This window comes from Mesorhizobium sp. YR577, from assembly GCF_900116595.1.
Taxonomy (GTDB): domain Bacteria; phylum Pseudomonadota; class Alphaproteobacteria; order Rhizobiales; family Rhizobiaceae; genus Mesorhizobium_M.
The window spans coordinates 112,257-133,556 of sequence record NZ_FPBI01000006.1; the positions used below are offsets into that span (position 1 = coordinate 112,257).

The 21,300-nt window shown below is 62.3% G+C and carries 17 protein-coding genes; 15 read left to right on the forward strand and 2 right to left on the reverse strand.

Annotation, left to right across the window (positions count from 1 at the left end):
- Nucleotides 1-16: 16 nt before the first annotated feature.
- From BM413_RS10480 to BM413_RS10500, 5 genes are all read left to right on the forward strand, one after another.
- Nucleotides 17-1,468, forward strand: coding sequence for an aldehyde dehydrogenase family protein (locus BM413_RS10480; protein ID WP_175544300.1), 1,452 nt, complete (start codon nt 17-19; stop codon nt 1,466-1,468).
- A 10-nt stretch (nt 1,469-1,478) separates the two neighbouring features.
- Entirely contained in the window at nt 1,479-2,945 is a 1,467-nt protein-coding gene (locus tag BM413_RS10485; RefSeq protein ID WP_175544301.1) for an aldehyde dehydrogenase family protein, read from the forward strand.
- Nucleotides 2,946-2,947: 2 nt separating this feature from the next.
- On the forward strand, nt 2,948-3,727 hold the full coding sequence (locus BM413_RS10490; RefSeq protein WP_210188925.1) for an SDR family NAD(P)-dependent oxidoreductase: 780 nt from the start codon (nt 2,948-2,950) through the stop codon (nt 3,725-3,727).
- A gap of 133 nt (nt 3,728-3,860) precedes the next feature.
- Nucleotides 3,861-4,919, forward strand: a complete 1,059-nt coding sequence (locus BM413_RS10495; RefSeq protein ID WP_091913381.1) for an alpha/beta fold hydrolase — start codon at nt 3,861-3,863, stop codon at nt 4,917-4,919.
- A 172-nt stretch (nt 4,920-5,091) separates the two neighbouring features.
- Nucleotides 5,092-6,141, forward strand: a complete 1,050-nt coding sequence (locus BM413_RS10500; protein ID WP_091913065.1) for a class I SAM-dependent methyltransferase — start codon at nt 5,092-5,094, stop codon at nt 6,139-6,141.
- Between the two features lie 634 nt (nt 6,142-6,775).
- On the opposite strand, the gene BM413_RS10510 is transcribed toward BM413_RS10500, so the two are convergent.
- Nucleotides 6,776-7,114, reverse strand: a complete 339-nt coding sequence (locus BM413_RS10510; protein WP_091913067.1) for an RcnB family protein — start codon at nt 7,112-7,114, stop codon at nt 6,776-6,778.
- A gap of 265 nt (nt 7,115-7,379) precedes the next feature.
- Between BM413_RS10510 and BM413_RS10515 the strand changes: the two genes are divergently transcribed.
- Nucleotides 7,380-7,811: a hypothetical protein gene (locus tag BM413_RS10515; RefSeq protein WP_091913073.1), complete on the forward strand. Its 432-nt coding sequence runs from the start codon at nt 7,380-7,382 to the stop codon at nt 7,809-7,811.
- A gap of 51 nt (nt 7,812-7,862) precedes the next feature.
- On the opposite strand, the gene BM413_RS10520 is transcribed toward BM413_RS10515, so the two are convergent.
- Nucleotides 7,863-8,732 carry a LysR substrate-binding domain-containing protein gene (locus BM413_RS10520; protein WP_091913383.1) on the reverse strand — a complete coding sequence of 290 codons (870 nt, stop codon included), beginning with the start codon at nt 8,730-8,732 and terminating at the stop codon, nt 7,863-7,865.
- 101 nt (nt 8,733-8,833) lie between these two features.
- Between BM413_RS10520 and BM413_RS10525 the strand changes: the two genes are divergently transcribed.
- The 9 genes from BM413_RS10525 (at nt 8,834) to BM413_RS10565 (ending at nt 21,226) form a co-directional block, all read left to right on the forward strand.
- A complete protein-coding gene (locus tag BM413_RS10525; RefSeq protein WP_091913074.1) occupies nt 8,834-10,501 on the forward strand; it encodes a Na/Pi cotransporter family protein in 1,668 nt (555 codons plus the stop codon).
- 105 nt (nt 10,502-10,606) lie between these two features.
- On the forward strand, nt 10,607-11,809 hold the full coding sequence (locus BM413_RS10530) for a 2-aminoethylphosphonate--pyruvate transaminase (RefSeq protein WP_091913075.1): 1,203 nt from the start codon (nt 10,607-10,609) through the stop codon (nt 11,807-11,809).
- Between the two features lie 30 nt (nt 11,810-11,839).
- Nucleotides 11,840-13,102 carry a phosphonoacetate hydrolase gene (phnA, locus tag BM413_RS10535; protein ID WP_091913076.1) on the forward strand — a complete coding sequence of 421 codons (1,263 nt, stop codon included), beginning with the start codon at nt 11,840-11,842 and terminating at the stop codon, nt 13,100-13,102.
- A gap of 253 nt (nt 13,103-13,355) precedes the next feature.
- Entirely contained in the window at nt 13,356-14,810 is a 1,455-nt protein-coding gene (phnY, locus tag BM413_RS10540; RefSeq protein WP_091913077.1) for a phosphonoacetaldehyde dehydrogenase, read from the forward strand.
- A 3-nt stretch (nt 14,811-14,813) separates the two neighbouring features.
- Entirely contained in the window at nt 14,814-15,938 is a 1,125-nt protein-coding gene (locus BM413_RS10545; RefSeq protein WP_091913078.1) for a TIGR03364 family FAD-dependent oxidoreductase, read from the forward strand.
- 5 nt (nt 15,939-15,943) lie between these two features.
- A complete protein-coding gene (locus tag BM413_RS10550; protein ID WP_091913079.1) occupies nt 15,944-16,783 on the forward strand; it encodes an EamA family transporter in 840 nt (279 codons plus the stop codon).
- 187 nt (nt 16,784-16,970) lie between these two features.
- Nucleotides 16,971-17,993, forward strand: a complete 1,023-nt coding sequence (locus BM413_RS10555; protein WP_091913080.1) for a putative 2-aminoethylphosphonate ABC transporter substrate-binding protein — start codon at nt 16,971-16,973, stop codon at nt 17,991-17,993.
- Nucleotides 17,994-18,114: 121 nt separating this feature from the next.
- The gene (locus tag BM413_RS10560; protein ID WP_244537840.1) at nt 18,115-19,212 is read left to right on the forward strand and encodes a putative 2-aminoethylphosphonate ABC transporter ATP-binding protein; all 1,098 of its coding nucleotides are present in this window, start codon (nt 18,115-18,117) and stop codon (nt 19,210-19,212) included.
- 1 nt (nt 19,213) lies between these two features.
- Nucleotides 19,214-21,226 (forward strand): putative 2-aminoethylphosphonate ABC transporter permease subunit, encoded by a 2,013-nt coding sequence (locus BM413_RS10565; protein WP_091913081.1) that lies wholly within the window; start codon nt 19,214-19,216, stop codon nt 21,224-21,226.
- The last annotated feature ends 74 nt before the right edge of the window (nt 21,227-21,300 follow it).

Here is a 21,300-nt window from a genome sequence, read left to right on the forward strand (position 1 = left end):
GAAGGACGAGACGACCATGCAGACTTCCTCCCCAATCACCCTCGACCACCTGATCGGCAACAAGGATGTGACCTCGTCCTCCTATGCCGAACTGCGCGACCCGGGACGGCTCACCGATGTCGTCGGCCTGATCGCGCAGGGCGATGCCGCGACGGTCGACGCAGCCGTTCGCGCCGCGCACGAGGCCTTCCAGAGCTGGAAGAAGACGAGCTACGAGGAACGCGCAGCACTTCTGCGCACCGCCGCCGACCTGCTTGACGCCGAGGCCAACGCGGTCGTCGAGATCATGGCGCGTGAATCCGGCATGCTGGTCGGCACCAACAAGGCTGAGATTGGCATGGCGGCGAATATCGTGCGCGACAATGCCGAGGCGGGTGAAGAATTTCTCAAGCCCATGGAAGTGTCGGATGCCGAAAGCTGGGTCAGCGTCGAGAAGCGTCCCATCGGCGTCATTGCCGACATCGTTCCCTGGAATGCGCCCATCATCCTGACCATGCGCAAGGTTGCGCCGGCACTGGTCTGCGGCAACACGGTCGTGATCAAGCCGGCGCCGACGGCTCCCATCGGCCTGACCCTGCTGCTCAAGAAAATGGCCGCGCTCTTCCCTGCCGGCGTGATCAATGTCGTGCATGGCGGCGGCGATGTCGGACATGCACTCTCCGTCCATCCGCTGGTGCGCAAGGTTTCCTTCACCGGCGGTGGAGCCGTTGCCCGGCAGATCATGAAAGCGGCTGCGGATGGCCTCAAGGGCGTGCAGTTCGAGCTGGGCGGCAACGATCCGTCCATCCTGCTGCCCGACGCAAATTTCGACGACGCCATTCCCAAGATTCTTGGCGGGGCGTTCCGCCGCTCGGGCCAGTTCTGCTTCGCCGTGAAGCGCGTCTACGTTCCATCTGAGGCCTATGCCGATGTCGTTGCGCGCCTCGAGGCCGAAACCGACAAGTTCCGCGTTGGCCATCCGCTCGATCAGGGCGTCAATTTCGGACCGATCAACAACCGCGGCCAGTTCGACTTCCTCAAGGGCCTGCTCGAACGCACGCGCGCCAGCGGTGCGACGGTTCGGGAACTCGGCACCGTTGTTGATCCGGCAGGCTGGGACAATGGCTATTACATGCGGCCGGCGATCGTCTCCGACATCGCCATGGATGCGGAACTGGTCCAGATCGAGCAGTTCGGCCCTATCCTGCCGGTGGTGAAATACGATTCCCTCGACGAGGTCATCGAAAGCGTGAACGCAGGCGAACTGGGTCTCGGCTCAAGCCTGTGGACGCGCGATTTCGACGAAGCGCTGAAGATCGCACGTCGCATCGAAGCCGGCATGACCTTCATCAACAATGTCGGTACCTCGCGGCTCGGCCAGAAGAACATCCCCTTCGGCGGCGTGAAGCAGAGCGGCATCGGACGCGAAAGCTCGCCCATCGGGCTTCGCGAATATGTCGAATACCACGCCCTCAACTATCACAAGTGAGGACTGCGCCATGACCTCTACGAAAACCCTCACCATCGACAACTTCATCGCCGGTAAATGGGAAGGCAGCGCTGAGCGCTTCGAAGTCCGCGATCCGGGCCGCACCGCCGACATCGTGGCAACCGTTGCCGTCGCCGACGCAGGCGCGGTCGACCGCGCGGTGAACGCAGCACATGCCGCCCTCAAGATTTGGTCCGAGGTGTCGGTCGAGAAGCGCGCGGAAGCCGTGCTGCACGCCGCTGACCTGATCGAGGCCGAGGCCGACAAAGGCCTCGACGGTCTCGTCGGCGTTGTGGTCCGCGAAACCGGTATGCTGCCGGCAGAGATCACCATGGAGTTCCGAGGCGCCGCTTTCGCATCCCGCGACAATGTCGAGGCCGCCAGGATCGCGCTTGAGCCCAGGATCATTGAGGACGAGGCCTCGATCGTGCGCATCGAGCACAAGCCCATCGGCGTGGTGGCGGCGATCGTGCCATGGAACGCGCCGATCGTGCTGCTGATCCGCAAATTCGCGCCGGCATTGGTTGCCGGTGACACGCTGGTCATCAAGACGCCGCCAACCGCGCCGGCAGGTATCGCGCTGCTGATGGAAAAACTCGCGCCACTCTTCCCCGAGGGCGTCATCAATGTGGTGCACGGTGGCGCGGAAACGGGTGCGGCATTGGCCGCCCATCCCAAGGTTCGCCTGGTGTCCTTCACCGGTGGCGGCGTCGCCGCCAAGGCCATCATGAAGACCGCGGCCGAGACGCTGAAGAACGTGCAGTTCGAACTGGGCGGCAACGACGCAGCAATCGTGCTCGACGATTTCGACCTGGACGGGCAGATCCCGACGCTTGCCGCCGGCGCATTCCACCGGTCGGGCCAGTTCTGCTTCGCGATCAAGCGGCTCTATGTGCCGACTTCGATCTATGACGCGTTCTTCGACAAGCTCGCCGCTCATCTCGACAAGGTGCGCATCGGTCACCCGCTGCATCCCGAGACAACCTTCGGCCCGATCAACAATGGGGCTCAACTGAGCTACCTCAAGGGCCTCATCCAGAAGACGCGGGACGCGGGCGGCGAACTCATCGAGCTCGGCACACCCGTCTCCCCTGAAACCTGGGACGAAGGCAACTATTTGCGTCCGGTGCTGGTCAAGGACCCCGGCCCCGATTTCGACATTGTCACCTGCGAGCAGTTCGGACCGGTCCTGCCGGTCATGCGCTACATGGACGAGGACGCGGTGGTGGAACTGGCCAATGGCACCGACTACGGCCTCGGTTCTTCGGTCTGGACATCGAATTTCGATCGCGGCGCAGCCTTCGCGCGGCGGCTTGAGGCCGGCATGACCTTCATCAACAAGAACGCTCAATCACGCCTCGGCCGTCGGCACATGCCGTTCGGCGGCATCAAGCAGAGCGGCATCGGCACCGAAAACTCGGAACTCGGCCTGGCCGAGTTCACCGAGATCCACGCGATGAATTTTCACAAGGTGTGACGATGGCTCTGCCTGACTTTCCGACCAACCTGACCCCGTCCCTTCTCGCCGGCAAGACCGCGCTGGTCACCGGCGGCGTCTCCGGCATCGGTCAGGCCATCGCGTCGCTGTTTGCAGCAAGCGGCGCCAAGGTCATCATTGCCGATCTCTCGCTGCCTGAGAGCGATGCCCCCACTGATTGCAGCACCGGTCCGGGCTGGCGCTGCGACGTCGCTGATGAGGCAAGCGTAGCGGTGCTGGCCGAGCGCATTGCGCGCACGGAAAACAAGCTCGACCTGCTGGTCAACTGCGCCGGCGTTCCGCAGTCGGCGACACCGATCGGCACGATGACGGTCGACGGCTGGGATCGCATCATGAACGTCAATGTGCGTTCGCTTTTCCTCACCACGAAACATTTCCTGCCCTTGCTCAAGGCGGGCGGAAACGCGGCGATCGTCAACATCTGCTCGGTTGTCGGCGTGCGCCCGAAACCGGGCCTCGCTGCCTACAGCGCCTCGAAGGCCGCAGCCATCGCAACCACCCAGTCGCTCGCGCTCGAACTGGCCAAGGACGGCATCCGCGTGAACGGCATCAACCCCGGCGCGACCGAAACGCCGATGCTTTCGGGGTTCACCCATGGGCAGCAGATACATGAAGTCGTCGGCAGCTTCGCCAGCCAGATTCCGATGGGCGAGATCATCCGCCCGAACGATGTGGCTGGTGCTGCACTCTACCTGGCATCCGACCTCGCCAGGCTCGTCACGGGCGCGGTTATCAACGTCGACGGCGGCCGCTGCGTTTAACAGCCACGGCTGCCATCCACCGACGCGGAACCTTGCGCAAAAAGCCCGCGCCACCCTTTCGGCGTAGACGGCTGATCGATCGGGCTATGAGATCGGGCCTGTTGCCCGACTTTCCGCTACGGTATCCTTGGGGATGAAACTCAGCCAGAGCATACGGTTCTGCACCTCCGTCGACGGCACTCGGATTGCCGTCGCTTCGTGCGGAGAGGGACCGGTGATCCTGCGGGCGGCGCACTGGCTGAGCCATGTCGATTACGATCTCGAAAGCCCCGTGTGGCGGCCTTGGCTCCAGGCGCTTTCGGCCCGCAACCGGTTTGTGCGTTACGATCCACGCGGCTGCGGACTGTCTGACCGGCATGTTGCCGATCTGTCGCTTGAGGCGTGGCATGCGGACCTGGACTGCGTGGCGGCTTCGATCGAGGAGCCACGTTTTGTTCTCCTCGGTCTTTCGCAGGGCGGCGCTCTTAGCATCGCATATGCACTAAGGCATCCCGAGCGCGTGTCGCATCTGGTGCTGCTGAACGCCTACGGTCAGGGCGGGCGGGTTCGCGCGCAGACGCAAGCCGAGCGGCTGGAGGCCGAGACCCTCGTCAACTTCATTCGCATCGGCTGGGGGCGCGACAATCCTGCGTTCTGCCAGTTCTTCACCAACCTTTTCATACCCGACGGGACGCCTGAACAGCATCGCTGGTGGGGCGATCTCGAGCGTGAAACGGCAACCGCCGATGTCGCCGCGCAACTGCTTTCGCAGATGCAGGGGATCGACGTGCTCGACCTTGCGGCGAAGATCCGCGTGCCGACATTGATCGCGCATAGTCGCGGCGACATGCGCGTGCCGTTCGATGAAGGCTGCAAGCTGGCTGCCGCGATTCCAGGTGCACGCTTCGTGCCGCTTGAGAGCAAGAACCATGTGCTCTTGCCGGACGAGCCGGCCTGGGCTGTGTTCCAAGCCGAACTCGCGGCCTTCCTCGGGCAGGATCAACCAAGGCAGCCGCGTGCAATCCGCGAGGCAGGTCTCACTCCCGCCGAAGCGGCACTTCTGGACCTCGTTGCAGAGGGGCTCGACAACCGTGTCATCGCAGAACGCCTCGGCAAGAGCGTGAAGACCGTGCGCAACCAGCTGTCGGTGATCTTCAGCAAACTTGGCGTGCACAGCCGCTCGCAGGCGATCGTCATGACGCTGTCCAAGTAGCCGACTTGCGCGGCGGGCGGTTTACCGCCCTCTCCCGACCCGGATCGGGACATCTGTCCTCTCCGCTGCCTGATTTCCTTGCCTGTTCGGGACGGCCGCCTCATGCCCGCCGTCAAGACTGGTCTCATCCTTGCACTGACGGAATGGCAACATGCCGTCCGAAGGAGGAACCATGACACAACTCAACGAAACCACCCTCAATGAACTCGTCGGCCGCGTTCTTGGCGACCTTGGCGGAGCTGTCAGCGTGCCGCTGGTGAGGATCGGAGACGCGCTCGACCTGTACAAGACCCTCAAGGAGATCGGTCCCGCCAATGCTGACGAGCTTGCCGATGCCGCGGGATGCGCGCCCCGCTACGTGCGCGAATGGCTGGCAGCGCAAGCGGCCTCGGGCTACGTGCACTACGAGAACGGACGGTTCTCGCTGACGCCCGAGCAGTCCTTCGTGTTTGCAGAGCCCGACAGCCCGGTCAATCTGATCGGTGCCTTCGATACCGCTGCTGCAATGGTCGAGAACCAGCCGAAGGTGCAGTCGGCCTTCAAGACCGGCCGCGGCGTGGCCTGGGGTGACCAGGCCGGCTGCATGTTCTGCGCCGTGGCGCGGCTGTTCCGGCCGGGCTACGTGAATGCCCTTGTGCAGGAGTGGCTGCCGGCGCTCGACGGCGTGATCGACAAGTTGAAAGCCGGCGCGACGGTCGCCGATGTCGGCTGCGGACACGGGCTGTCGACGGTCCTGATGGCACAGGCGTTCCCGAAATCCCGGTTTACCGGCTACGACTTCCATCCGGCATCGATTGCCGCCGCGACCGCGCACGCCCGAGCGCACGGCATGACGAACCTGCACTTCGAGGTCGGCCGGGCACAGGACTTCGCAGGGCGTGACTTCGATCTGATCACCTGCTTCGACTGCCTGCACGACATGGGCGATCCCAAGACCGCGGCAGCGCACATCAGAAAGGCGCTGAAACAGGGCGGCACGTGGATGGTGGTCGAACCCATGGCCGGAGATGCGCTGGAAGACAACATCAATCCGGTTGGAAGGCTCTACTACTCGGCATCGACGATGATCTGCGTTCCCACCTCGCTGGCACAGGAGACGGGGCTCGCGCTTGGCGCGCAAGCGGGCGAGAAACGGCTGGCCGAGGTGATCCGGTCAGGTGGCTTCACGCGCGTCCGGCGGGCAGCACAGACGCCACTCAACATGGTGCTGGAAGCGACCTGACGGCAAATGGCGGCGCCCGTGTTCGACCCCGGGCGCCGCCATTTGACTGGATAAAAGCGTTTGATCCGAATTTCCGGCCTTGCATTGCAGGCTGTAACAAAGGTTGAGTGCTGAGGTCGCCGTACAGGGCTGCACTTTAACCTTCGATTGACTCTTGGCCTTCATATCTCGTTCATGGATGACGAGCAGAAAACAGCCTCTGATTGGCGCGCGACGGTACTATGCCTGGTTCACGTTGCGATCTTGTTTGCTCCCATCGCGATCGCGCTGGGCGTGTTGGTGGGGCTGTCTACCAGCCAAGAGCGATTTGCCGGCAAGCCAGACCCGATCGTCACGAGCACAATTCGGCAGAGATAGAGCAGTCCCATCTGGGGGGTTCTACTTCTGGAAGCAGGCCCTAATATCGCGAGATGCTACGCACTGACCAAGTGAGCTAAAATCTTCAGGAGGAAGTCCATGGACAAGACCTCTCTAATCGCCGAATTGAGCTGGCTGGCAGCGCTTCCATTTCTGGTGATCGCAATCCGGCTTCACGAGCTCCTCGCCAGAACGGCCACTCCCTCGCCGGTAATTCGCCGATAAAAAAGGCGGCTCCTGAGAACCGCCTTTTGCTCGATGGAACTACCATCAGATGTTACCGGCCGGCGGCGATGCCCGCGATGATACCGGTCGCCATTGAAATCAGCAGATAGTCGTTGTCGACCTTCACCCACTGCTGGCCTCTGCCGGGACGCTGCAGTCCGTAGCGGTGATAATCGCGGACATGCTGCTTCCGCTTCCAGTCGCTCATTCGGCTGCCTTTTGACCACCGCTGTTTCTTGGCGAATGGCTTGCGCGCCTCATGCTTCTTGTTGAAATGCGACGGTCCATTTTGCTGCTGCATGCCCTGCGGGGGCCGATGGTACTGCTGCGCTTGAGCCATCGGCACTGCAAGCATGGAGATCGCCACTGCTGCGAGAACAATTCGTTTCATTGGGAGGGGTCCTTCTCATTCACGCCCGATATCTACGTGTCGAAGGGTGAACCCAATATGAACACCTGCATTAACAATCCGTAATGTTTTCAAACGCTTGTCATACGATGTTAATAGGCGCGCACTACAGTTCAGCGGCTGACCAGGCCCTCCTCTCCGCAATGAGTGCCGTCGCAGATATCGCCAGGCCCCGCGACGGTTGAAGCGTCGCGAATTTGCATGACGGCGTTTCGGCAGGTACTTTGCCGCCCTCACGGAGTGAAGCATGGATTATCGAACAGCCACTACCGCCGACCTTACCGCCATCTTTCGAGACCTGGCCAATCGAATGGCTGACCAGTATGCGACGGCCGGTCTCAACATCGATGAGGTGAAGGACGAATTCATGATGGCCCTGAGAGAGGGCCGCGGCCATACCTTGCTCGAGGACGGCAAACCGGTCGCAATAATCGCGTGGCGGGAGATCAATCACGCAGCTCAAACGGCTTTTGCAGCCCACGAGAGCTTCTTTTCCAGGTCTTCGGTCCGCTTCTGCAAGAAACACATCAGGCGCATCCAGGCTCTCTGCGGTAACCTTCCAATCCATTCCTACAGCTGGTCGGACCGGCCGGAAGTCGCGAAGTGGTTCCGCATTCTCGGCTTTAAGGAAGTGGAACGCGGGAAAGGCTTCGTTATCTTCGAACTCGACCCTGAATGATCGCTCTACGTCTCAGATCGCCTTCGGCTACGCGCGAACCCTAAAGGGAGCTCAGCCTTCGACCGTTTGCCTGGCGAGATCCCAGAACGCCTTCACCAGCTTGCCGCTTGAGCGTTCGCGCAGGCAGATGAGCGCTTCGTCCATCAGCATCTCCGGCCCATCGATGACGATCGGCCGGAGGCGTCCGTCAAGGCCAAACTCTGCCCGCGACACAAAACCGACGCCGACGCCGGAGGCTACGATCTCGCGTACGGCCTCGCGCCCTTCGGCTTCTATGGCCGGCTTGAGTTCGATTCCCTGAGCGGCAGCCAACGCTTCCAGCTTGGATCTGGTCTTGGAACCCCGCTCACGCAGCACAAGCGGCTGTTCGGCGATCTCGGCCAGCCCGAGCTTGCGCGCTTCGGCCAGCGGATGATTATGCGCCACAAACGCGATGATCGGCGAGGAATTGAGCTTCAGCATATTGTACTCGCGCCCTTCCGGAATTTCGCCCAGGACACCGATATCGGCTTCGTAGGCGTAGAGGCTGGCCATCACGCTCTCGGTATTGCCAGCGCGAACGGTCACCTGGATTCCCGGATACCTGGCCCGGAATTGCCCGAGTATCTGGAGAAGATGATGCGCGGCGTCCGCGACGATGCGCAAGGTGCCGGCTCGAAGCGCGCGCGACTCGGAAAGCAGGTCGAGTGCCTGCTGCTCGGTGTCGAACATGCGGTGCGTGATTTCAAGCAGACGGTCGCCCTGCTGCGTAAGCGTCACCTGCTTCTTGTGCCGGTTGAAAAGCAGCACGTCGTACTCTTCTTCCAGCTTGCGCACCTGATCTGAAATGGCGGGCTGGGTCAGAAACAAAGCCTCCGCGGCACGCGAGAAACCGCCGCAAATGGCGACGTAGTGGAAAGCTCTCAGCTGCACGTACCGCACCGGGGCATCCTCCATAAGTAAAATCAATGGAAGTATAGAAACTAACGAATTGACTTATGTAAAGGGGAAGCCGAACTTTTCCTTCTGACAGGAAGCCGGCTATGCATTTCTCGATCATCCTTCTGCACCTCGCGGGCGCAACCTTGCTGCTGCTCTATGCCGTGCATCTCGTGCGCACCGGGATGGAGCGCGCCCACGCCCCCATCTTGCGCCAGCTGTTTGGCGAGGCAAGAGGCGGGCACATACGTGCCGCTGCCGGCGGCGCGGCCATGGCGGTGATGCTGCAAAGTTCAACGGCAGTGGCGATGCTCGCCTGCGGCTTCGCTGCCGGCGCTGTGCTGGCGCTGCCGACCGGGCTCGCTCTGTTGCTTGGTGCCGATCTTGGCTCGGCGCTGGTCGTGCGGGTGCTCTCCTTCGATCTAGGCTGGTTGATCCCCGTCTGCCTGTTGGCCGGCGGCGTCATGCATCTCAAGCTGCCGGGCCAGAAAATCCGCGAGACCGGACGCATGGTGCTCGGAGTTGGCTTCGTGCTCCTGTCGTTGAAGCTGCTGGGCGAAGCGACCGATCCGCTTCGGAATGCAGAACTTCTGCCCATGATCTCCGGTTATCTGGCTCAGGACTATCTGACCGCGTTCCTGCTTGGTGCGGTGTTCACCTGGCTCATTCACTCCAGCGTCGCCGCTGTTCTGATGATCACGGCCCTGGCCTCGCAGGGGCTGGTTTCGCTGGAAGCCGGCATACCGCTGATACTGGGCGCGAATGTCGGCAGCGGGCTGATAGCATTCTGGCTGTCACGGGGCATGGGACCTGCCGCCCGCCGCCTGCCGCTCGGCAATCTGATTTTTCGCGCCTGCGGGACAGTCGTCGCATTGGTTGCCATTCAGCTGTTCAGCCTGCCGGTTGGCTGGCTGGGGGACAATGCAGGCGTGGCACTGATCAATCTCCACGTCCTCTTCAACGCATGTCTGGGCGTGTTTTCCCTTCCCCTCACCGGCGCGATGGCGCGGCTGACGACGACGCTGCTGTCCGAAGCTCCGGTCAGGACGAAAGATGATGATCTTGTCGCGCGGCGCATCACAGCCCTCGATCGTGCGGTCACCGGCGTTCCGACCCTGGCTCTGGCGAGCGCGACGCGCGAGCTTCTGCGCATGGGAGAACTCGTCGAACTGATGTTCCGGCCGGTCATGGACATGTTCAAGTCCGGGACGAGCGAGCAGATCGCACGCCTGCGCAGCCTGGATGAAGACGTCAACGATGCTCACACCGGCATCAAGCTCTACATCGCCGAGGTAAACCGAGGCCGGCTCACCTCGGAGGAGGCTCGCCGCGGCATCGAACTGACCGACGTTGCGATCAACCTGGAGCATGCCGGCGACGTCATCGCCAAGAATCTGCTGGTGCTGGCCGCCGAGCGCTCGGAGAAAAACCTGAATTTCTCCAAGGAAGGCTGGGCGGAGATGACGGACCTTCATGCGCGTGTCGCGGAAAACATGCAGCTTGCGCTGAACGTCTTGATTTCAAACGACCTTGCCGCAGCCCGCCAACTGGTGGCCGAGAAGGAGCGCATTCGAACGCAGGAGCGCCAAAGCCACGAACAGCATCTGCGCCGCCTGCAATCGGGCAAGATGGAAAGCATCGAAACCAGCGATATCCACCTGGAAGCCGTCCGCGCTTTCAAGGAGATCAATTCGCTGCTGGTTACGATCGCTTATCCGCTGCTTACGCAAAGCGGAGACCTGCAGAGCAGCCGGCTGGTACGTCTAGCCTGACGATCATCGTTAAAACTTATGCAAGGATACAAAATAACGATTTTGCAAATACATCGTGGGCGGCGATAATCACGCCATTGCAGAACGCCGTGTGGAGGAAGATCAATGAGCGCCGAGACCAAGTTTTCGCCAGTCGAGGGTTTTGAGCCACCGGCGCTCGGCGAACCTTATTTGCTCACGCCCGGCCCGCTCACCACCGCCTACGCCGTCAAGCAGGCCATGCTTCGCGACTGGGGTTCCTGGGACGGCGATTTCCGCGCCATGACTGCCGATATGCGCCGCCGGTTGCTGGCGCTGACCGGCGACACAAAGGGCGAATTCGATTGCGTTCCCATGCAGGGAAGTGGCTCCTTCTGCGTCGAGGCCATGCTCGGCTCCTTCGTCCCGAAGGACGGAAAGGTTCTGGTGCTGGCCAACGGCGCCTACGGCCTTCGCGCCGCGCAGACCATGCAGTATCTGGGTCGCGCCTATACGCTGATCGACAAGGGCGATTACCTGCCGCCGCGCGGTAGCGAGGTTGCCGCAGCACTCGACGCCGATCCGGCCATCACCCATGTCATCGCCATTCACTGCGAGACCAGCTCCGGCATCCTCAACCCGGTCGCCGAGATTTCCGAGGCCGTCTACGCCAAGGGCCGCAAGCTGCTGGTGGATTCCATGAGCGCCTTCGGCGCCATCCCGCTCGACGTCAACGAAATCCGCTACGAGGCGATGGTCTCGTCGGCCAACAAATGCATCGAAGGCGTGCCGGGCTTTGGCTTCGTCATCGCCAAGAAGACGGAACTGGAGGCCGCCAAGGGCCGCAGCCACTCGCTTTCGCTCGACGTGCATGCGCAATGGGCAACGCTGGAAAAGACCGGCCAGTGGCGCTTCACCCCGCCGACGCATGTCGTTGCCGCCTTTCTCGAGGCGCTGAAGATGCACGAGGCGGAAGGCGGCGTTGCCGGCCGCGGCGCGCGCTACACCAAAAACCGCGACGTGATGGTTGCCGGCATGCGCGAACTCGGTTTCGAGACGCTGCTGTCGGATAACTGGCTGTCGCCGATCATCGTCACCTTCTTCTGCCCGGCGCATGAGAACTTCGCCTTCGACCGCTTCTATGGACTGATGAAGGACAAGGGGTTCATCATCTATCCCGGCAAGCTGACCGTGGTGGAATCCTTCCGCGTCGGCTGCATCGGCCGCATGGACGAGCACGTCATGCGGCGTGTCGTGGAAGCAGCCCGCGAGTCACTTGCCGAAATGAACGTGCCTGACGCGGCGCCGCCTCGCACCGCGCTCGAAGAGCGCGCCAAGCTCGCCGCCTGAAAACCTCTCCAATTCCCAAGGAACGCCCTGATGAACCAGATGTCCCCTGTCACCGTGTCTGCGAATGGACGCAATTATGCCTGGCCGCGCGTTCCGGCGATCGCGATCTGCCTTGACGGCTGCGAGCCGGCCTATCTCGATGAGGCGATCCGTGCGGGGTTGATGCCGGCGCTGGAGAAGATCAAGGCGAAGGGCACGGTGCGCATGGCCCACAGCGTCATCCCGAGCTTCACCAATCCCAACAATCTGTCGATCGCCACCGGCCGCCCGCCTTCTGTCCACGGCATCTGCGGCAACTACCTCTACAATCCGGAGACGGGCGAAGAGGTGATGATGAACGATCCAAAGTTCCTGCGCGCCCCGACCGTCTTCCAGGCCTTCTACGATGCCGGCGCCCGGGTCGCGGTGGTGACGGCCAAAGACAAGCTGCGCTCGCTGCTCGGTCACGGCTTGAAGTTCAATGAAGACCGCGCCATCTGCTTTTCCTCGGAGAAGTCGGACACCACGACCAAGGCCGAGCACGGCATCGACAATGCCTCCGCCTGGCTCGGCAAGCCGGTGCCGGAAGTCTATTCGGCCGAACTGTCGGAGTTCGTCTTTGCCGCCGGCGTCAAGCTTTTGAAGGAATGGCGGCCCGACGTCATGTACCTGACCACGACCGACTATGTGCAGCACAAATACGCGCCGGGCGTGAAGCAGGCCAACGATTTCTACGAGATGTTCGACAAGTATCTCGCCGAACTCGACGCGCTGGGTGCTGCGATCGTGGTGACCGCCGATCACGGCATGAAGCCGAAGCACAAGGCCGATGGTTCGCCCGATGTCGTCTATGCGCAGGACCTGCTCGACGAATGGCTGGGCAAGGATGTCGGGCGCGTCATCCTGCCGATCACCGATCCTTACGTCGTCCACCACGGCGCGCTGGGCTCGTTCGCCACCGCCTATCTGCCCAAGGGTGCCGACCGCGCCGACATCATGAAGCGGCTGGCCGGGATCGAGGGCATCGACCTGGTCGTCGACCGTGAGGAAGCCTGCCGCCGTTTCGAACTGCCGGAAGACCGCATCGGCGACATCGTCATGATCTCGGCCGAGAACAAGACGATCGGCACCAGCGAGCACCGTCACGATCTCGCCGCCCTCAATGAGCCGCTGCGCTCGCATGGCGGGCTGACCGAGCAAGTGGTGCCGTTCATCACCAACCGGGTCATGCCGGACCAGCCCGGCGCACCCAGGCTGCGCAACTTCGACGCCTTCTACTATGCGGTGATGGCTGCGGCGCTGCCGAATACGTGATTGCAATGCCGGCGCTTCGTTGCGCTGGCGATGAATGTTGACCGAGGTTGGTCGAACCCCACTCCGGCCCTTCGGGCCACCTCTCCCCCGTTCGACGGGGGAGAGGAAAGGTGCCGACCCGCCGAGCCCTGGCTCCCTTCCTCTCCCTCCGGAGGGGGGAGAGGTGGCCCGAAGGGCCGGAGTGGGGGAAGGCTTTGCCGGCAAGCGATGGCACAGGCGACAAGACGCATAAGGGCTATTCAGGAACACAGCGATGACCAAACTCGACCCCACGATCAAAGTCCGCCACGAGCCGATGCGCATTGCCGGCAGACATGTCGACGCCGACGGCGTCGTCGAGGTGCGCTATCCCTGGAACGACACGGTGGTCGGCACCGTGCCGGCAGGCGGTGCCGAGCATGCCCGGCAGGCCTTCGCGATCGCCGCCGCCTACAAGCCCAAGCTGACCCGCTACGAGCGCCAGAAGATCCTGCTCAGGACGGCAGAGCTGCTGAACTCCCGCAAGGAAGAAATCTCCGACCTGATCACGCTGGAGCTCGGCATCTCCAAGCAGGACTCGCTCTATGAAGTCGGCCGCGCCTTTGACGTGTTCACCCTGTCGGGCCAGATGTGCATCCAGGATGACGGCCAGATCTTCTCCTGCGACCTGACCCCGCACGGCAAGGCGCGCAAAATCTTCACCATGCGCGAGCCGCTCAACGCGATCTCGGCGATCACGCCGTTCAACCATCCGCTCAACATGGTCTCGCACAAGGTGGCGCCGGCGATTGCCACCAACAACTGCGTCGTCGTCAAGCCGACCGAGCTGACGCCGATGACGGCACTGGTGCTGGCCGACATCCTCTACGAGGCCGGCCTGCCGCCGGAAATGCTGTCGGTGGTGACCGGCTGGCCGAAGGACATCGGCGACGAGATGATCACCAACGAAAACATCGATCTGATCACCTTCACCGGCGGCGTGCCGGTGGGCAAGCTGATCGCCTCCAAGGCCGGCTACAGGCGCCAGGTGCTGGAACTTGGCGGCAATGATCCGCTGATCATCCTCAACGACCTCTCCGACGACGATCTCGCCAAGGCTGCCGATCTGGCGGTCGCGGGTGCGACCAAGAACTCCGGCCAGCGCTGCACGGCGGTCAAGCGCATCCTTGTCCAGGAAAGCATTGCCGACCGTTTCGTGCCGCTGGTGCTGGAGCGGGCGAGGAAGATCAGGTTCGGCGACCCGATGGACCGCACCACCGATCTCGGCACCGTCGTGCATGAGCGCGCCGCAAAGCTGTTCGAGGACCGCGTTCACATGGCGGCAGAGCAAGGCGCCGACATTCTCTACAATCCCGGCCGCAACGGCGCGCTGCTTCCGCCCATCGTCGTCGACCGCGTGCCGCATGCCTCAGAACTCGTCATGGAAGAAACCTTTGGGCCGATCATCCCGATCATCCGCGCCCCCGACGATGACGACGCGCTGATCGCACTCTCCAACTCCACCGCCTTCGGCCTGTCCTCAGGCGTGTGCACCAACGACTTCCGCCGCATGCAGAAATACATCGCCAGCCTTCAGGTCGGAACCGTCAACATCTGGGAAGTCCCGGGATACCGCATCGAGATGAGCCCCTTCGGCGGCATCAAGGATTCAGGCAACGGCTACAAGGAAGGCGTCATCGAAGCCATGAAGAGCTTCACAAACGTCAAGACCTTCTCATTGCCCTGGTGATCCATGACTGACATGCAATATGATCTGGCTGTCGTCGGCGCCGGCATCGTCGGCCTTGCGCATGCGCTCGCTGCCGCGCGCCGCGGCCTGCGCGTCGTCGTCATCGACCGCGATGCACAGGCCAACGGCGCCTCGATCCGCAACTTCGGGCTCGTCGTGGTCACCGGTCAGGAAGCCGGCATTTCGCGCCAATACGCCGAACGGTCGCGCGAGGTATGGTTGAGCCTCGCCGGGCAGGCCGGAATAGAAATCCTCCAGCAGGGCAAACTCGTCGCCGCGCAACGCCCCGAAGCGCTCGCGCTGCTTGAAGCGTTCAAGGCAGGCGAGCACGGGCTAGACTGCCGGCTGCTGACCAGCGACGAGGTAACTGGCCATCAGCCCGGCCTCGATAGTTCTAAAATCGTCGGTGGCCTCTACAGCCCTTTCGAGCTGCGCGTGGAATCGCGCGAAGCGTTGCCGAAGCTAGCGTCGTTCCTGGCGGAGCGCCACGGCGTCGAATTCCGTCGCGGCGTCGCCGTCTCGGCCATTGCGCCTCCGGTTGTCGAAACCAGCCACGGCCCGGTGCGAGCGGCAAAGATCGTGGTCTGCCCGGGCGACGACCTCGCCACTCTCTATCCGGAGCGCATCGGCAAGTACGGCATCCGCCGCTGCAAGCTGCAGATGCTGCGGCTTGCTAATCCGGGTCACAAGCTGCGCTCGGCGCTAGTCTCGGATCTCAGCCTGCTGCGCTACGCCGGTTATGCGGCGCTGCCTGAGGCTGCGTCGCTGCGAAAGACGTTGACCAGCCAATGCTCCCGGGCGCTCGACAACGGCGTCCATCTGATCGTCGTCCAGAGCGCGGACGGGTCGCTGGTCGTCGGCGATTCCCACCACTATGGCCTCACGCCGGACCCCTTTGCCTCCGATGAGGTCGACCGCCTGATCCTCGACGAATTCGCCGCACTTTTCGGGGGATCGACGCCAAATGTGCTCGCGCGCTGGACCGGCACCTACGCTTCAGCGTCCGAACATGCGAGCTTCACGGACGAGCCGCATGAAGACGTGAGGCTGGTGATGGTTACCAGCGGAACCGGCGCCAGCACCGGATTTGCGATTGGCGAAGAAACGATCGCCGAGATGTTCGGTTAGCAGGCGTGTCAGCAACCGCACTGTCGATCGTACTTTTCGCAGCACTTCTTCATGCGAGCTGGAACGCGCTCGTAAAGGCCGCGCCCGATCGTGCGCTCACATTGGCCGCGGTCTCCGCCATGCATGCGCTGGCCGGCATCCTGCTGATCGCGATATCGCCGCCGCCTGCCGTCGCGAGCTGGCCTTCGATAGCGGTGTCGACCGTCGTCCACTACGGCTACTATGTCCTGCTGTTCCAGGCCTACCGGCTGGGCGACTTGAGCCAAGTCTATCCGATATCGCGCGGCATGGCGCCGGCGCTTGTTGCCATCGGCACCTTTCTGATGATCGGCGAGACGCTGTCGCCGCTCGGCTGGTCAGGCCTCGCACTCGTCACCGCCGGCATTGCATTCCTGGCGCTGCAACGCGGCGCCGGTCACGCAGACGGCAAGGCAGTTCTGGTCGCAGCACTGCTCGGTCTCAGCATTGCAGCCTATTCCGTCGCCGACGGCGTCGGGGTTCGATTCTCCGAAAGCCCCACCGGCTATATGGGATGGCTCTTCCTGCTCGAGTCGCCGGTCACCTTGGCGATCCTGGCAAGCCGCCGCAGGGCGGGCATTCGGATCGATTGGAAAATCGTCGGGATCGGTCTGGTCGGCGGGCTCTTCGCGGTCACCGCCTACGGCCTCGTTCTCTACGCCAAGACGATCGCTCACATCGGCGCGGTATCGGCAGTCAGAGAGTCGAGCGTCATCATCGCTGCCCTGATCGGCGTGGTTTTCTTTCGTGAAAGACCATGGTTCGGGCGCGTTCTTGCAGCCCTTGTCGTCGCCCTCGGCGTGGTGACGCTGGCTGTCTCCGAGTAGTGTGACAGCAGCATGACTACTATCGCCTCAGATGATAGCTTTATAGGATAAATAGATTTTACTTATCGACCATACGGCTTCACGATTGACACATGGGCGACATCGACCGGCGCAAACGACCGGTGAACTGCCATAGAGCATGAGCGCCTCGATACATCGCAGATTGTGTCAAATGGGGAACCAAACCATGAAGAATACCGCATCCATCGTCATTGCCGCGCTGGCGGCAACTCTCTCGGCATCTGCCGCTTTTGCCGAAACCAACCTCACCGTCTACACCGCGATCGAGGCCGTCGATCTCGACCGCTACAAGGCTGAGTTCGAGAAAGCCAATCCCGACATCAAGATCAACTGGGTTCGCGACTCCACCGGCGTCATGACAGCCAAACTGCTGGCCGAAAAGGACAATCCGCAGGCCGACGTAGTCTGGGGACTGGCTGCGACCTCGCTCCTGCTGCTCAAGGGTGAAGGCATGCTGGAGCCCTACGCCCCTGCCGGCGTGGAAAAACTCGACCCGCGCTTCGTCGACAGCACCACGCCTCCGTCATGGACCGGCATGGACGCCTATGTCGCGGCGCTGTGCTTCAACACCGTCGAGGCCAAGAAGCTCGGCATCACAGCACCTAAGTCCTGGAAGGACCTGACCAAGCCTGAATACAAGGGCCATGTCGTCATGCCGAACCCCAACTCCTCGGGCACCGGCTTCCTCGACGTCTCCGCCTGGATGCAGACCTTCGGCGAGAAGGATGCCTGGGCCTTCATGGACGGCCTGCATGAAAACATCTCGGCCTACACCCATTCCGGCTCCAAGCCTTGCAAGATGGCCGGCGCCGGCGAGACGGTGATTGGCGTTTCCTTCGAGTTCCCCGGCGCCAAGGCCAAGAGCGCCGGCGCGCCGATCGACATCATCTTCCCGGAAGAAGGTTCGGGCTGGGAGGCCGAGGCAACCGCCATCATCGCAGGCACGGCAAACCTCGACGCGGCCAAGAAGCTGGTCGACTTCTCGGTCTCCAAGGAAGCCAACGAGATGTACAATCAAGGCTACGCCGTGCTCGCTTATCCCGGCATTGCCAAGCCGGTTGAAAACCTGCCGGCCGACGTTGCCTCCCACATGATCAAGAACGACTTCGAGTGGGCAGCCAACAACCGCAAGGCGATCCTGACGGAATGGGCCAAGCGCTACGACGCCAAGTCCGAGCCGAAGAGCTGATCGCAGCTCTGAAGAGGGGCGCCCAGCAATGCGGCGCCCTTTTCGCAACCAAGCACTGGTGGCTAGAATGAGACATGAGATCGTGGCCGGCCAACCGGCGACGCCGACCGAGGTGCGTCCAATGACCGGCAAGCCGGCCTATCTTGAAATCGACGGCCTGTGGAAGGCATTCGGCGAATTCATCGCGCTCAAAGGCGTGTCGCTTTCGATCCGGGAAGGCGAATTCGTCTGCTTCCTCGGGCCATCGGGTTGCGGCAAGACCACGCTGCTGCGCGCCGTTGCCGGCCTCGACCTGCAGACGCGCGGAACGATCCATCAGGCCGGCAAGGACATCTCGACCTTGCCGCCGTCGAAACGCGACTACGGCATCGTCTTTCAATCCTACGCGCTGTTCCCCAACCTGACGATCGAACGGAACATAGCCTTCGGCCTGGAGAATGCGGGACGCCCGAGGGCGGAAATCAATGCGCGCGTCGCCGAGCTGCTTGCCCTTGTCGGGCTTGCCAGCCAGGCCAAGAAGTATCCCGCCCAGCTGTCCGGCGGCCAGCAGCAGCGCATCGCGCTGGCGCGCGCCATGGCCGTGGCGCCCGGCCTGCTTCTGCTGGACGAGCCGCTTTCGGCTCTGGACGCCAAGGTGCGGGTGCATCTGCGCCATGAAATCAAGGAACTGCAGCGCAAGCTCGGCGTGACGACCATCATGGTAACGCACGACCAGGAAGAAGCGCTGTCGATGGCAGACCGCATCGTGGTGATGAACCACGGCGTCATCGAACAGATCGGCACGCCCACAGAAATCTATCGCCAGCCGTCCACGCTTTTCGTCGCCGATTTCATCGGCGAGACCAACCAGATCCCGGCCAAGGTTCTGGCGGACGACAGGCTGGCCGTGGAAGGCACCGAACTGGCGTGTGCGCCTCATCAGCTCGCGCTCGCCGGCGACGCAACGGCGGTGATCCGGCCCGTGGACATCATTCCACATTCAATGGGCGGCACCGACAAGGTCGGAACGCCGGAGAACCTGATCGAGGTGACCGTCACGGAGATGGAATTTCTCGGCAGCTTCTGGCGTACGCGGCTGTCGTCGCCGCGTCTGGGCTCTCGCATCCTAATCGCCGATTTCTCCATCAATGCGGTTCGCCGGCTCGGCATCGCTGTGGGTGGCGCGATGCGTGTCGAGCTGCCGAGCGAACGCCTACTCGTCTTCGGAAAGGCTGCCTGAGATGGCCACTGCAACGCTGACCATGCCGGCAGGCCGGGCGTTGCGCCCGCAGGTGTCTTCGGACGACATCATCAAGCGCGGGTTGATGGTCGTCATCTCGCTCTATCTTCTGGTGGCGCTGGCCGCGCCCCTCTATGTGCTCCTGTCGAAATCCGTCACGACCTATCACTTCGATCTCGACGCCTTCGAGATCCAGCGCAGCGACGAGACCGGCGCGAATTTCGGCCCGGCCAAGACTGCTGCAGCGCTGAATGCCGAGACCCATGCCATAACGCCTGAACAACTCGACGCCGGTTCCGGCGATCGACTGTCGGTGACCGGCCTGTTCCCCGATTTCAGCTTCCGCAGCCCTGTCAAATATCGCATACGCGGCATGGACAGCGCCGCCTCATTCCTTGTCGGCTCGGAACTGCATCGCGGCACCGATTGGCTGGAGCTCGACTCCAACACCTTCCGCCGCGTCTCACTGCGACCGTCGACCGCCACGGGCCTCGACAATTTCGTCAGCTATTTCTCGACGCCGTCGCTGACGCAGGCGATCTATAACTCCGTCCTCATGGGCGTGATCACGACGGTGCTTGTCATCGCGATCGCGTTTGGCCTCGCCTATGCGCTGAACCGCAGCCAGATGCGCTTGAAAGGCTTCTTCAGGCTCGTCACGACGATCCCGATCCTCGTGCCGTCGCTGTTGCCGGGCATTGCGCTGGTCTATCTGTTCGGCAACCAGGGCCTGCTGAAAGAAGCCATGATGGGCTACTCCATCTACGGCCCCATCGGCATCGTCGTCGGCTCGGTGTTCTTCACCCTGCCCCATGCCCTGCTGATCGTATCCACGGCTCTCGCGATCGCCGACGCTCGTCATTATGAGGCGGCGGCCTCGTTGCGGGCCAGCAAATGGCGCACCTTCTGGACTGTCACGGTCCCCGGCGCACGCTACGGCATCATCTCGGCGGCCTTCGTGGTCTTCACCATGGTGGTCACCGATTTCGGCCTGCCCAAGGTCATCGGCGGCCAGTACAACATGCTGGCGGTCGATATCTACAAGCAGGTTATCGGCCAGCAGAATTTCGAGATGGGCGCGGTCGTCTCCGTCATCCTGCTTGTGCCGGCCGCCGCCGCTTTCTTTGTCGACCGCCTGATCCAGAAAAAACAGGTCGCGCTGCTGTCGGCTCGCTCGGTGCCCTATCAGCCCAAGCCTAATGCGCGCTTCGACTGGATGTGCTTCGCCTATTGCGCAGCGGTTGCCCTGTTCATCCTCACCCTGATCGGTGTCTGCCAGCTGGCGGCGACGGTAAAATTCTGGCCCTACGACCTGACGCCGACGCTCAAGAATTTCCGCTTCGACCTGGTCGATGGCGGCGGCTGGGGCGCCTATGCGAATTCGATCAAGATGGCGCTGCTGACGGCGATCTTCGGCACGGTCATCGTCTTCGTCGGCGCCTATATGGTCGAGAAGAGCGAAGGCTTCCCGCTCGGGCGCACGCTGTTCCAGTTCCTCGCCATGCTGCCGATGGCCGTGCCCGGCATGGTCCTCGGCCTCGCCTACATCTTCTTCTTCAACAACCCGTCGAACCCGTTCAACGCGATCTACGGAACGATGGCCATCCTCGTCGTCAGCACCGTGACGCATTTCTACACCGTCTCGCATCTGACCGCACTGACGGCATTGAAGCAGATGGACCGGGAGTTCGAACCGGTTGCCGCATCGCTCAAGCAGCCATTCTACAAGCTGTTCTTCCGTGTCACGGTTCCGGTATCGCTGCCGGCCATTCTCGACATTTCGATCTACCTCTTCGTCAATGCGATGACGACGGTGTCTGCGGTCGTGTTTCTGTATTCCACGCACACGCAGCTCGCTTCGGTCGCCGTTCTCAACATGGACGACGCCGGCGACGTGGCACCCGCCGCGGCTATGGGCATGATGATCTTCTACACGAATGTCGTTGCCCGGCTCGTGCACGCAGGCATATCCCGCACACTCCTGACACGCACCCAGGCATGGCGGCGGCGTTAGAGCAATTCCAGGAAAAGTGTGAAACGATTTTCCGTCCGGAATTGCGTAAAAACAAATACTTAGAGCGGTTCAAC